11 protein-coding genes are annotated in these 13,929 nt (G+C 64.8%); 10 read left to right on the forward strand and 1 reads right to left on the reverse strand.

The genetic code is table 11. The annotated features are described in order from the left end of the window. The first annotated feature begins 119 nt into the window (after positions 1-119). The 10 genes from BUA69_RS05645 to BUA69_RS05685 all read left to right on the forward strand — a co-directional run bounded on the left by BUA69_RS05645 (position 120) and on the right by BUA69_RS05685 (position 12,358). Entirely contained in the window at positions 120-1,595 is a 1,476-nt protein-coding gene (locus tag BUA69_RS05645; RefSeq protein ID WP_046135397.1) for a mannitol dehydrogenase family protein, read from the forward strand. A gap of 36 nt (positions 1,596-1,631) precedes the next feature. Then, positions 1,632-2,318 carry an HAD family hydrolase gene (locus BUA69_RS05650; RefSeq protein WP_046135396.1) on the forward strand — a complete coding sequence of 229 codons (687 nt, stop codon included), beginning with the start codon at positions 1,632-1,634 and terminating at the stop codon, positions 2,316-2,318. A gap of 2 nt (positions 2,319-2,320) precedes the next feature. Next, positions 2,321-3,907, forward strand: a complete 1,587-nt coding sequence (locus BUA69_RS05655; protein WP_072866484.1) for an FGGY-family carbohydrate kinase — start codon at positions 2,321-2,323, stop codon at positions 3,905-3,907. 213 nt (positions 3,908-4,120) lie between these two features. Then, the gene (locus BUA69_RS05660; protein WP_046135394.1) at positions 4,121-7,471 is read left to right on the forward strand and encodes a transglutaminase family protein; all 3,351 of its coding nucleotides are present in this window, start codon (positions 4,121-4,123) and stop codon (positions 7,469-7,471) included. A gap of 4 nt (positions 7,472-7,475) precedes the next feature. After that, positions 7,476-9,887 (forward strand): circularly permuted type 2 ATP-grasp protein, encoded by a 2,412-nt coding sequence (locus BUA69_RS05665; protein ID WP_046135393.1) that lies wholly within the window; start codon positions 7,476-7,478, stop codon positions 9,885-9,887. 4 nt (positions 9,888-9,891) lie between these two features. Then, entirely contained in the window at positions 9,892-10,770 is an 879-nt protein-coding gene (locus BUA69_RS05670) for a transglutaminase family protein (RefSeq protein WP_046135392.1), read from the forward strand. A gap of 248 nt (positions 10,771-11,018) precedes the next feature. After that, the gene (locus tag BUA69_RS21400; protein WP_280136810.1) at positions 11,019-11,150 is read left to right on the forward strand and encodes a hypothetical protein; all 132 of its coding nucleotides are present in this window, start codon (positions 11,019-11,021) and stop codon (positions 11,148-11,150) included. 34 nt (positions 11,151-11,184) lie between these two features. Beyond that, on the forward strand, positions 11,185-11,343 hold the full coding sequence (locus tag BUA69_RS05675; RefSeq protein ID WP_072866485.1) for a DUF3309 family protein: 159 nt from the start codon (positions 11,185-11,187) through the stop codon (positions 11,341-11,343). Positions 11,344-11,546: 203 nt separating this feature from the next. Further along, positions 11,547-11,909: an ElaB/YgaM/YqjD family protein gene (locus BUA69_RS05680; RefSeq protein ID WP_052950571.1), complete on the forward strand. Its 363-nt coding sequence runs from the start codon at positions 11,547-11,549 to the stop codon at positions 11,907-11,909. A 5-nt stretch (positions 11,910-11,914) separates the two neighbouring features. Next, entirely contained in the window at positions 11,915-12,358 is a 444-nt protein-coding gene (locus BUA69_RS05685; RefSeq protein ID WP_052950570.1) for a hypothetical protein, read from the forward strand. A 43-nt stretch (positions 12,359-12,401) separates the two neighbouring features. On the opposite strand, the gene BUA69_RS05690 is transcribed toward BUA69_RS05685, so the two are convergent. Continuing rightward, positions 12,402-13,922, reverse strand: a complete 1,521-nt coding sequence (locus tag BUA69_RS05690; RefSeq protein WP_046135391.1) for a sensor histidine kinase — start codon at positions 13,920-13,922, stop codon at positions 12,402-12,404. Between the last annotated feature and the right edge of the window lie 7 nt (positions 13,923-13,929).

A 13,929-nucleotide genomic window follows, 5' to 3' on the forward strand; every position in this document is an offset into this window, starting at 1 on the left:
TCCCCCTTGAGGGGAGGGGTAGGGGGTGGGGGTCCGTCAGCTGTTCACAAGACCACCCCCTCCCCAACCCTCCCCTCAAGGGGGAGGGAGGCCCGTGCCGAGGCACCGAGGACTAGACCATGACCACCAAGCTCTCCGCCGCCAACCTGCCCGAGATCACCACCGCGTCCGTTCCGGCCTATGGTCGAGGCGACCTCGCCGCGGGGATCCTGCATTTCGGCGTCGGCAATTTCCACCGCGCCCACCAGGCGGTCTATCTCGATGACCTCTTCGCCACCGGTGCGGATCGCGATTGGGCCCTGATCGGCGCCGGGGTGCGCGACGCCGACGAGGCCATGCGCCAGAAATTGCTGGCCCAGGACTGGTTGACCACCGTCGTCGAGCAGGAAGCCGGTGGCAGCAGCGCCCGCATTACCGGCGTGATGATCGACTATATCCGCCCCGGCGACAGCGCCGCCGTGATCGAGCGCCTCGCCGATCCCGCCATCCGCATCGTCTCGCTGACCATTACCGAGGGTGGCTATTACATCGATCCGGCCAGCCAGAAATTCGATCCGACCCATCCCGACATTGCCTATGACGCCGCCCATATGGATGCGCCCAGAACCGCGTTCGGGCTGATCCTTGCCGGCCTGCTCCGCCGTCGCGCCGAGGGCACGCAGCCCTTCACGGTGATGAGCTGCGACAACATTCCGGGCAATGGCCACGTCACCCAGAACGCCGTCGCTGGCCTCGCGGCCCTGGTCGATCCGGCACTGGCCAAATGGGTCCGCACCAGTATCGCCTTCCCCAATGGCATGGTGGATCGCATCACCCCCGCCACCTCCGACCGCGAGCGCCAGCTGCTGGCTGAGCAATTCGGCATCGAGGACAATTGGCCGGTATTCTGCGAGAGCTTCCGCCAATGGGTGCTGGAGGATAATTTCCCCGCCGGCCGCCCGGCACTCGAAACCGTCGGCGTGCAATTCGTCCGGGACGTGGCGCCCTACGAGCACATGAAGATCCGCATTCTCAATGGCGGCCACGCCACCATCGCCTATCCGGCCGGGCTGATGGACATCCATTTCGTCCACGAGGCCATGGAACATCCGCTGGTGCGTGCCTTCCTCGCCAAGGTCGAGCGCGACGAGATCATCCCGGTCGTGCCGCTGGTGCCCGATACCAATCTCGACGAGTATTTTGCCCTATGCGAACGCCGCTTCGCCAATCCCAAGATCGGCGACACCATTCGCCGCCTGGCACTGGATGGCTCCAATCGCCAGCCCAAATTCATCATCCCCTCGGCCGCCGACCGCCTTGCCGCCGGACAGTCCGTCGTCGGGCTGGCGCTGGTCTCCGCCCTCTGGTGCCGCTACTGCTTCGGCACAACCGATAGCGGCACCGTCATCGAACCCAATGATCCCAGCTGGGCCCGCCTCACGGCCCAGTCCCAGCTTGCCAAAGATGATCCCAAAGCCTGGCTGGCCATGACCGATATCTATGGCGACCTCGCCCGCAACCACACCTTCGTCACCGCCTTCACCCACGCCCTGACCTCGCTCTGGGCCATCGGCACCAAGGCAAGTCTGGAGCATTATCTGGAAGACCGGCTGTGACATGCCCTGTCTCATCGACATAGTTCGTTTCGCTGCATGACCAAGCCAGACCTCATTATCTTCGATTGCGATGGCGTGCTGGTGGATAGCGAGCCACTCGCCATGCGCGTGCTGATCGCCGCCATTGCCATGCAGGGCATCGATATCGATCCGGCCGTTGCCTACCGCGATTATCTCGGCCGCTCGCTGCTCTCCATCTCGGCCAGCCTGCGCGACAGCCACGGCATGCCGCTCGGTCCCCCGGCGCTGCAATCGATGCGCAATGACCTTTATGCACTCTATCGGCGGGAGCTGCGGCCGACGCCGAATATTGCCGAAACCCTGACCGCCCTCGCCATTCCCTTCTGCGTTGCCTCCTCCAGCCAGCTGGAACGCATCCAGCTCAGTCTCGAATTGACCGGCCTGCGCCCCCATTTCGGCCGCCGCATCTTTTCGGCCAGCATGGTCGAACACGGCAAGCCGGCGCCCGACCTCTTCCTCTATGCCGCCCGCCATATGGGCGTAGCGCCCGAGCGCTGTCTGGTCATCGAGGATAGCCCCGCCGGCATTCAGGCGGCCCGCGCCGCTGGCATGGCCGTGTTCGGCTATATCGGTGGCAGTCACATCGCGCCCAGTGGCCTGCGCCCTGTTATCCAGGCCCTGCAACCCAATGCCGTTTTCGACGATATGCAGGCCCTGCCCGATCTTGTAAGCTCGCTGCGAACCGACAAGAAGGCGCAGTAGCGTTGAAGCAAAGCCTGCTGGTGGCAGTGGATGTGGGCACGGGAAGCGCCCGGGCGGGCGTGATCACGACCGCGGGCGATCTGCTGGGTCGCGCCGAGCGCCCTATCGCCATGAACCGCACCGACGCCAATCATGCCGAGCATGACAGCGAACAGATTTGGGCCGCCGTCTGCGGCGCCGTGCGCGATGCCATGTCTGCCGCCTCGGCTCAGCCTGCCGATGTTGTCGGCATCGCCTTCGACGCCACCTGCTCGCTGGTGGTGCGCGACCGCGCCGGCGACCCGGTCACTGTCTCCACCAATGGCAGCGACAATTGGGACACCATTGTCTGGCTCGACCATCGCGCCCTGGCCGAGGCCGGGGAATGCACCGCGACCGCCCATGAGGTGCTCAATTTCATCGGCGGCGTCATGTCGCCGGAAATGGAAGTGCCCAAGCTGATGTGGCTCAAGCGGCATATGCCAGCGAGCTGGAGCCGCGCCGGCATGATTTTCGATCTGGCCGATTTCCTGTCCTGGAAAGCCACGGGCTCGCAGGCGCGCAGCCAATCGACCCTCACCTGCAAATGGACCTATCTTGCCCATGCCGAGGCAGGCTGGCGTCCCGATTTCCTCGCCCAGGTCGGGCTGGCCGATATGCTTGAACGCGCCGCTCTGCCCGATGCAGCAAGCCCTGTCGGCACCGATCTCGGCCCGCTGACCTTTGCCGCCGCCGCCGATCTCGGCCTCACCACCGATTGCCGCGTCGGCGCCGGATTGATCGATGCCCATGCGGGAGCGTTGGGTGTGCTCGGCGCCTTCACCCGCGAAGTCGATACCATCGACCGCCACCTGGCGCTGATCGCCGGCACCTCCAGCTGCGTCATGGCGCTCTCGGCTGAAGCGCGCCCGACCAATGGCGTCTGGGGCCCCTATTTCGGCGCCGTGCTGCCCGGCGTCTGGCTCAATGAGGGCGGGCAATCGGCCACCGGCGCACTGCTCGATCACATCATCCGCTGGCATGGCGCCGGCGGCGAACCCGACGCTGCCATGCATCGCCGCATTGCCGAGCGCGTCATGGAACTGCGCCGCCACGAGGGTCTCGCCCTCGCCAATCGCCTGCATGTCCTGCCCGATTTTCACGGCAATCGCTCGCCGCTGGCCGATCCGCAGGCGCTGGGCGTCATTTCCGGGCTCACGCTCGATAGCGATTTCGACAGCCTCTGCCGGCTCTATTGGCGGGCCGCCGTCGCCATCGCGCTCGGCGTTCGCCACATCCTCGAAACCTTTAACACCCGCGGTTACGCCATCGATACGCTGCACGTCACCGGTGGTCACACCAAGAACCCGCTGCTGATGGAACTCTATGCCGACGCCACCGGCTGCACCGTAGTCGAGCCCGCCGCCAAGGATGCGACACTGCTCGGCATGGCCATGGTCGCCGCCACCGCCGCCGGGCTTTATCCCAGCCTCGACCAGGCCTGCGCCGCCATGCAGCAAGGCGGCTGCGCCCATGCCCCCAACGCCGCCGCCCGCCCCCAATTCGACAAGGACTACGCGATATTCCTCGAGATGCACCGCCAACGCCAGGTGATTGAGGCGATGGCTTGAGACGGTGCCTCAAGGCCCGGCCACGCAAGCGGTGCCATCCCGGCGAGAGCCGGGATGGCACCGCGTGCGTTGAAAACCTGGGTGACACCCCACCCCATAGCAGCAGCGCCCCCAGCATTGCACCGAACCTGCCTAGCGGCGTCACCCAATCCCCGCTAAGCTCCTCTTTGGGAAGTCATAATTCGTGGCACTTGAAGCGAGCGACGCGTAAGCATGTCGATCAAAGCCGCCGTCTACCATCTGACTCACTATAAATACGACCGTCCGGTCGTTCTGCAGCCTCAGATCATCCGGCTTCAGCCGGCGCCTCACTCCAAGACCAAGGTGCTGAGCTATTCGCTGCGGGTGTCGCCGGGCAATCACTTCGTCAATGTGCAGCAGGACCCCTACGGCAATTTCCTGACGCGCTTCGTCTTTCCCGAGCCGGTTTCCGAGCTCAAGATCGAAGTCGATCTGGTTGCCGATATGACGGTCTATAATCCGTTCGATTTCTTCGTCGAAGAGTCGGCCGAGATTTGGCCGTTCCAATATCCCGAGGATATCCGCAGGGATCTCTCCATCTATATGCAGCCCGAGCCGGCCGGCCCGCTGCTGGGCCAGTTCCTTGCCAATATCGACCGCACTTCGATGAACACGGTCAATTTCGTCACCGGCCTCAATGCCTCGCTGCAGCAGCACATCGCCTATATCGTGCGCATGGAAACCGGCGTCTGGTCGCCCGAGGAAACCCTGGGCAATCGCCGCGGCAGCTGCCGGGATTCCAGCTGGCTGCTGGTCCAGCTGCTGCGCCATCTCGGCCTCGCCGCCCGCTTCGTGTCCGGCTACCTGATTCAGCTCAAGCCCGACCTGGTCGCGCTCGATGGCCCGGCCGGCACCGATCATGATTTCACCGACCTGCACGCCTGGTGCGAGGTCTACCTGCCCGGCGCCGGCTGGGTCGGCCTCGATCCCACTTCGGGCCTGCTCACAGGCGAAAGCCATGTGCCGCTGGCCGCCACCCCGCATTATCGCAATGCCGCGCCGATCTCGGGCTTTGCCTCCTATGCCGAAGTCGATTTCGCCTTCGACATGCGCGTCGACCGCGTTGCCGAACATCCGCGTATCACCAAGCCCTTTTCCGACGCCGCCTGGGACGAACTCAACGCACTGGGCAAGCAGGTCGATAGCGTCCTCGCCGCCAATGACGTCCGTCTCACCATGGGCGGGGAGCCGACCTTCGTCTCCGTCGATGATTTCGAGGCCGATGAGTGGAATACCGGCGCTGTCGGCCCCACCAAGCGCGCGCTGGCCGATGACCTGATCCGGCGCCTGCGCACCCGTTTCGCGCCCGCCGGTCTCCTGCATTACGGCCAGGGCAAGTGGTATCCCGGCGAAACCCTGCCGCGCTGGACCTTCTCGCTCTATTGGCGCGTCGACGGCAAACCGGTCTGGCAGGACGAGGCGCTGGTGGCCCGCGAAGGGGTCGAAACATCAGCAACCCACCACGATGCCCGCAAATTCCTCGAGGCCTTTGCCCGCAATCTCGGCCTCACCGGCGACACCATCGACGAGGCCTATGAGGACCCCGGCGAATGGCTGCTCAAGGAGGCCAATCTGCCGGTCAATGTCGACCCGGCCAATTCCGAGCTGGCTGATCCCGAAGCCCGCTCCCGCATCGCCAAGGTGTTCGAGCGCGGGCTGACCAATCCCACTGGCTATGTGCTGCCGGTGCAGCGCTGGAACGCCGCCGCCTCCAGCCCGTGGCTGACCGAGAAGTGGAAGACCCGCCGCGGCAAGCTGTTCCTCGCCCCCGGCGACAGCCCGGCAGGCTATCGCCTGCCGCTGTCCGCGCTCAAGCATATCGCGCCCACATCCTATCCCCATGTGGTGGCGCAGGACCCCGGTGCGCCGCGCGGCGTGCTGCCCGATCCCGCTGATATGCTGGCCCCGCGCCAGCTGGGACTTCAGGCCGATCCCCGCGCTCAGGCCCAAGCCGATTTCACCGCCGCGACCGAACAGCAGGAGCGGATCGAGCAGGAAATCAGCGAAATCGAAGGCGAGGTGCGCACTGCCGTCACCGCTGAAATCCGCGATCATCGCCTCTGCGTCTTCCTGCCGCCGGTCGAAAAACTCGAGGACTATCTCGAACTGATCAGCGCCGTGGAAGCCGCCGCCCGAACCATCGGCCAGCCGGTGCATCTGGAAGGCTATGCGCCGCCACACGATCCGCGCCTCAATGTCATTCGCGTTGCCCCCGATCCCGGCGTCATCGAGGTCAATATCCATCCCGCCTCCAGCTGGGATGATTGCGTCGCCACCACGTCAGCCATCTACGAAGAGGCCCGCCAGTCCCGGCTCGGTGCCGATAAATTCATGATCGATGGCCGCCATACCGGCACCGGCGGCGGCAATCACGTCGTGGTCGGCGGCGCGACCCCGCATGACAGCCCGTTCCTGCGCCGGCCCGATCTGCTGAAATCGCTGGTGCTGCATTGGCAGCGTCATCCGGCGATGAGCTATCTGTTTTCCGGCCTGTTCATCGGCCCCACCAGCCAGGCACCGCGTTTTGATGAGGCGCGTCATGACAGCCTCTACGAACTCGAAATCGCCATGGCGCAGGTGCCCCATCCGCAATCGGGGGAGCCGGCGCCGCTGCCCTGGCTGGTCGATCGGCTGTTCCGCAACCTCCTGGCTGACGTCACCGGCAATACCCATCGCTCCGAGATCTGCATCGACAAGCTGTTCTCGCCCGATGGCCCGACCGGACGGCTCGGCCTCGTTGAATTCCGGGGCTTTGAAATGCCGCCCAATGCCCGCATGTCGCTGGCCCAGCAGGTGCTGATCCGGGCGCTGATTGCCCGCTATTGGGCAAACCCCGCCGATGGCAGCTTTGTGCGCTGGGGCACCACGCTGCATGACCGTTTCATGCTGCCCCATTATGTCTGGGCCGATTTCCTCGACGTACTGGCCGATCTCGACCGCCACGGTTTCAAACTCGATCCGGCCTGGTTCGCCGCCCAGCTCGAATTCCGCTTCCCGTTCTGCGGCGAGATTGAATATGAGGGCGTCAAGCTCGAACTGCGCCAGGCGCTGGAACCCTGGCACGTCATGGGCGAACAGGGCGCCATCGGCGGCACCGTGCGCTTCGTTGACTCGTCGGTCGAGCGCCTGCAGGTCAAGCTCGACGGCATCAATCCCGAGCGCTATGCCGTCACCTGCAACCAGCGCCCCGTGCCGCTCCGGCAAACCGATACCGCCGGCACCGCCATTGCCGGCGTGCGCTTCAAGGCGTGGCAGCCCGCCTCGGGCCTGCATCCCGCTTTGCCGGTCAATACGCCGCTGGTATTCGACATCTATGACAAGTGGAGCCAGCGCCCGATTGGCGGCTGCGTCTATCACGTCGCCCATCCGGGCGGGCGCAGCTACGATACCTTCCCGGTCAATGGCAACGAGGCCGAGGCCCGCCGCCTCGCCCGCTTCGTACCGCAGAATTACACCGGTGGCGGCTTTGTGCTCCGCGACGAAAGACCCGCGGACGAATTCCCGCTAACGCTTGACCTGCGGCGTCCGGCGCGGTTCACGTAGCGCCATGACCACCCGCAGCCAGCAGACCCGCGGCAAGCCCCCCTTCGGCCCCAGCATTATTGCTGATTACCAGCTGAAGCCCGGCGTGCCCGACGAAATGATCGACCCAGACGGCAAGATTCGGCCGGGCTGGGCGGCGCTGATGGCTGCCTTCGATGCGCTTGGCCCCACCGAGCTCAGCGCCCGCTTTGAACGCGCCGATCAATATCTGCGCGATGCCGGGGTGTTCTATCGCAAATATGACGGCGCTGCCGGCAAGGAACGCGCCTGGCCGCTGGCCCATATTCCGCTGCTCATCGGCGAGGATGAATGGACCCGCATCAGCGAGGGCCTGGTGCAGCGCGCCGAACTGCTCGAGCAGATCGTCGATGACGTCTATGGCGACAATACCCTGGTCAGCCGCGGCCTGCTGCCGCCCGAACTGGTCGCCCGCAATGCCGAATTCCTGCGCCCCCTGGTCGGGGTCCCGCCAGCCAGCGGCCATTACCTGCATTTCTGCGCCTTCGAGCTGGGCCGCGGCCCCGATGGGGCCTGGTGGGTGCTGGGCGATCGCACGCAGGCGCCCTCCGGCGCCGGCTTCGCCTTGGAAAACCGCGTCGCCACCACCCGGGCGCTGTCGGAAATCTATGCCGATCTCAATATCGAGCGGCTGGCGGGCTTTTTCCGCGGCTTCCGCGATCACCTCTTCGCGCTGGGCAAGCGCGACGGCGGCGGCGTCGGTATCCTCACGCCCGGCCAGCTCAACGAAACCTATTTCGAACACGCCTATATCGCCCGTTATCTCGGGCTGATGCTGCTCGAAGGCGATGACATGGTCATCGAGGGCGATCAGGTCATGGTGCGCACCGTGGCCGGCCTCAAGCCGGTCAGCGTGCTCTGGCGCCGCATGGACGCCTCCTTCGTCGACCCGCTCGAACTGCGCTATGACAGCCGCATCGGCACCCCAGGCATGGTCGAGGCGCTGCGCCATGGCTCGATCTCGATGATCAATGCCATGGGCACCGGCATACTCGAAACCCGCGCCCTCGCCGCCTTCATGCCCGCCCTCTCCAAGGCCCTGCTGGGCGCGCCGCTCAAGCTGCCCGCAATCGCCACCTGGTGGTGCGGACAGGAAAAGGAGCGCAACCACGTCATCGCCAATTTCGACAGGCTGATGATCGGCCCGGCCTTCGCCACCACCCTGCCCTTTGACGATGTCCGCGGCACCGCCTTGGGCTCATCGATGACACCAGAGCAGAAGGCCCAGCTGATCGAGCGCATTCGCAGCAATGGCGCCGATTATGTCGGCCAGGAACAGGTGCAGCTGTCGACTGCCCCCGTCTATGTCGATGGCAAGCTGCAGCCGCGCCCGATTACCCTGCGAGTCTATGCGGCACGCACCGAGGCCGGCTGGACCATCATGCCCGGCGGCTTCGCCCGCGTCGGCTCCACCGAGGACACCAGTGCCATTGCGATGCAGCATGGTGGCCAGGCCGCCGACGTCTGGGTGGTCTCATCCAAGCCGGTCGAGCGCGTCTCGCTGCTCCCCCAGGATGGCCAGAAGCTGGTGCGCAATTCGCCCGGCAGTCTGCCCAGCCGCGCCGCCGACAACCTGATCTGGCTGGGCCGCTATGCCGAGCGCTGCGAAGCGACGGTGCGCATCTTGCGCGCCTACAATGCCCGCCTTGCCGAGCTCAGCAAGCCCGACCTGCCCATTCTTACCCATACCCGAACCTTCCTCGAAAGCATCGACGTCGATGCCACCGAGCCGATGCCGCAGGGCCTCTTGTCGAGTATCGACAGCGCCGTGCACAGCGCCGGGCAGATCCGCGACCGCTTCTCTCCCGATGGCTGGCTGGCGCTCAACGATCTGCAGAAAACCGCGCAGCGCTTCGCCGTCATCATCGATTCTGGCGATGACGCTACCCGTGCCATGACGGTGCTGCTGCGCAAGCTGGCGGGCTTCTCCGGCCTCGTGCATGAGAACATGTACCGCTTTGCCGGCTGGCGCTTCCTCGAACTCGGCCGCCGTCTTGAACGCGCCATCCAGATCGCGCGCATCACGGCCTGGCTGACCGATAAGGACGCCCCCGAAGGCTCGCTCGAAATGCTGCTGGAGATCGGCGACAGCGTCATGTCGCATCGCCGTCGCTATTCGGTCAGCGCCGGCCCCCAGAGCGCCATTGATCTGCTGACCCTCGATCCGCTCAATCCGCGTTCGGTGCTGTTCCAGCTGACCGAATTGCGCGCCCAGATCGAAATCCTGCCCGGCGGTGTCGATGACGGGCAACTTTCCCCGGCGGCCAAGGCGGCGCTGCAATTGCACACCGATCTGGTCATCGCCGAACCCGAAGACATGACGCCTGAGCGCCTCGACAAGCTAGCCGCCGATATAGGCCTGCTGTCCCGCCTCGTGGCCTCCGCCTATTTTGTCTAGCGCCATGCTCTACGATGTCCGCCTCGCCCTCAAATACGAATATGAAGCGCCGGTGCAGGGCGGCCGTCACCTGATCCGCGTCGCGCCGGTCTCGATTGCCGGGGTGCAGCGCGTCATTGCTGCCGGGCTGTCTTTCGATCCCACGCCGCAGCGCAAGAGCACGTTCACCGATTTCTTCGGCAATTCGGTCACCACTATTTCCTATCATGCGCCCCATGATCACCTGACCATCCGCCTGACCGCCCGCGTGCAGGTCGAAGACACCCAGCCGCCCGCCGACCTGTCGCCGAACCGCATGGCCCTGCGACAGGAAATCGCCCGCACCTGGTCGGTGGCACCCGATAGCCCGCACCATTTTCTGGCCGCTTCGCCGCGCGCGCCGCTGATCGCGGAAATCTCCGCCTATGCCGAGACCGCCGCCACCGGCACCGTCTCTGTGCAAGCCGCCGCCATGGCGCTCTGCCTCGCCATCCACCGCGACTTCACCTATGACCCACGCGCCACCGATGTCGAAACCAAGCCCGACGAAGCCTTCGCCCTGCGCAAGGGCGTCTGCCAGGACTTTGCCCATGTGATGATTGCGGGCCTGCGCGGCCTCGGCATTCCCGCCGGCTATGTCTCGGGGTTTCTCCGCACCATCCCGCCCGCCGGCAAACCGCGACTGGAAGGCGCCGATGCCATGCATGCCTGGGTGCGCGTCTGGTGCGGCCAGCATACCGGCTGGATCGAGTTCGACCCGACCAATGCGATGATCGCCGGACCCGATCACATCGCCATCGGCCACGGCCGCGACTACGCCGATATTTCCCCGATCATCGGCGTGCTGCGCACCCATGGCTCACACGAGACCACCCAGTCCGTCGACGTCATCCGCGTCGAATAGGGCCACCCGGCCGCAACCCATCGGCCTGCGTCCCCTTCTCCTTGAGGGGAGTGGCCAGGGGGCTGCGGCTTCAACCCGCGCGACCCCACCACTCGAGCATCTGCCAACTCAATAAAATCCACGCAACTGGTCGATGGAACCAAAGTCCTTCTCACCCCGTTCAATTGGCAAGCGCAACAACGCGCCGGTCAACTCAAACGTAGCGCCTGTCAATGCTTGGCAGTGACAGCAGAACGGTGGGGGATGGAATGCACCAGACACGGACGATTTCGGCTCAGGCCTATGATGGCCGTACGCATTACGCGCAGGTTCTGATCGCCTTGACGCCTGCATTCCTCATCCTGCTCGCCGCCACAGGTTTGATGCTGGCCATTCTTTAAGCGTCTCTAGACACGTCAAAAGAAGGGGAACCCCATGACGTTAGGTACAATTCTCATCATCGTCCTGATCCTGCTGTTGATCGGGGCACTGCCGAACTGGGGCTACTCGCGTGGATTTGGCTACTTCCCCTCCGGCATTCTGGGCGTAATTCTCGTGGTGATCCTGATCCTGGTTTTGATGGGTCGAATTTAGCGAGTGCAGGTAATGGGCGCACCGGTTTACCGGCTTCACTTTAGTGGAACGCGCCCAGCGGGTCGAAGGTCGCCCCCCTTTCGTCCCGCCCCTTGCCACCCCGGTGCGCTCAATGCGTGCCGGGGTGTCTTTTAGCTTGGTAATGGGGGTGCGGCCGACCGTATCCCGTTCAGTCTCGAATTGATCATCAAGGAGCGTCTCTCATGGCAACTACCCCCGATCTCGCCCCCACCGCACCAACCCGTCGCAAGCCTGCCGCCCCGCGCAACAACCGCGCCAAGGAACAGCAGCTTGAAGACCAGGTCGCCCAGTTGCAGAACGATATCAAGGCCATAGCGAACACACTGGCCCGTCTCAGCAATGAGAAGGTGGCCGAAGCCCGCGAAGTCGCCAAGTCGGAGGTCAAGAACCTGCAGCAGCAGTCGCAGCACGTGATTGACGATGTGCAGGAACAGGCCGGGGCCCTCGAACAGCAGCTCAAGGATACTATCCGCGAAAAGCCGCTGGCCGCGGTAGCCACCGCCATCGGTCTCGGCTTCGTCCTGGCCCTGCTGTCGCGGCGCTAGGAACCATGAACGCCCTCTTCCCCCAAATTGCGGCCCTGCTCGGCTTCGAAATAGAAGCGATTACCGACCGCGCCAAACGGCTGACGGTAGCCTATGGGATCATCGGCCTGTTCGGGGTGATCGCGTTCGTGTTCCTGCTGGTGGCAGGGTTTCTTGCCCTTGCCGATTGGCTGGGCCCGATCTATGCGGCCCTGATCCTTGCCGGCAGCTTCTTGCTGCTGGCCCTGGCGACGTTTCTGGGCACCAGGATCGGCGAAGGCGAGCGCAGGCGGCGCGAGGCCGAACGCCGGCGCGCCAATCAGACCAGCGCTGCGGTGACCACGGCTGCGATGACGGCCCTGCCGGTGGTGATGAGTTCGCCAACCGCACGCATCATCGCCCTGCCGGTCGTGGCGCTCGGCGTCTATTACCTGCTGCGCGGCGGCTCAACGCCGCCAAAGCGGGACTGATAGCGACCGCCTCCCTAGGCCGCGGAGGTCGGCTCCGCGCGCCTCAATAGGCCAGTGCCGGCAGTGGCATCCAGATATCGGCCGCTACGCCGTCGGGTGCAAAGTCCAACTGCACGCTGCTGTCGAGCACCTTGGCGAGGCTCCGCTCGATCAGCTTGGCGCCCAGCCCATATTCCTGCGGCCGCTGAACCGCAGGCCCACCGCGTTCGCGCCAGCGCAGCGACAATCCGCGACTGGGCTGGCTGCGCACTTCCCAGTCGATGCTCACCACGCCGTTCTGATCCGACCAGGCCCCATAACGATGCGCATTGGTCGTCAGCTCATGCAGGATCAGCCCCAGCCCCAAAGCGTGGTCGGCCGGCAATGTCATGTCCTCGCCGCGGATCTCGGCCCGATCCGGATTATCCAGGAAGCGCGGCCCCAATTGCGAGGCGACCACTTCATAGAGCTGCACCCCGGACCAGTCGCGGTCGGCCAGCAGCACATGGGCATCGGAAATGGTGCGCAACCGCCCCGAAAACGCATTGATGAATTCGCGCGGGTCCGGATTTTGCCGAATGGTCTGACGCGCCACCGACTGGATCATCGCCAGCGTATTCTTGACCCGGTGATTGAGTTCACGCAGCAGCAGCCGCGTCTGCTCGGCACTGTGCTTGCTTTCGGAGATATCCAGGCTGACCCCCATCATGATCAGCGGGCGCCCCTCGGCATCGCGTTGATAGACCCTGCCCCGCATTGTCACCCAGCGGTTGTTCTCGGCCAGCCGGGCCTCCACGTTGAAATCATAGCCATCCCGGAAGCTGGCGCCGAGCGCCCGCCGCATCATGTTGCGGTCATCGGGGTGCGTTGTATCCAGCACCTGCTTGACGTGGATGGGCCCGGCCTCGGGCAGCTCATACATGCGCCGGAATGTGTCATTGCACGACACTTCGCCGCTGCGCAGTTCCCACACCCAGCTGCCAACCTTGCCGGCCTCGAGCGTCAGGGCATGGCGCCACTCTTCCTGAAGCAGAGCCGCCGCCGTGCGGGCCCGCACCCGCGCTTCGTCCTTGAGCGCCAGAAGGCTGGACGCCACTTCCGCCAGGTCTTCCAGTTGCACCAGCAGCGCCGGATCGACATGGTCGCGCGCCTTGGAACCCAGCACGCACAGCGTACCGAGCCGCTGGCCGTGCACTGTCACCGGCACCCCGGCGTAAAACCGGATTGCCGGCCAACCGGTCACAAAGGGATTGGTCTGGAAACGCGCATCGCGCTGCATGTCGAGCACGACCATATGGGGGCTATCGGCAGCGAGGGTATGGGCGCAAAAGGAAACGTCGACATCGGTTTGCGCCGGGGCGCCAGGTAGTCCGAAGCAGGAGCGAAACCATTGTCGTTCGGCATCGACCAGGGTCACCTGCGCATATTCAGTGCCGAACAGCCGGGCCGCGATGCGGGTCAGTCGATCAAAGTCGGCATCCGCCTCGGAATCAAGAACATTGAGAGCGGCTAAAACTTCGAGCCGCCCGGGATCGTCTAATACCCTGCGGACCTTATCCGGTAAGGGCTTATTCAGGTCTGTCACTTCTCGT

It is taken from the genome of Devosia limi DSM 17137, assembly GCF_900128975.1.
Lineage (GTDB): Bacteria > Pseudomonadota > Alphaproteobacteria > Rhizobiales > Devosiaceae > Devosia > Devosia limi.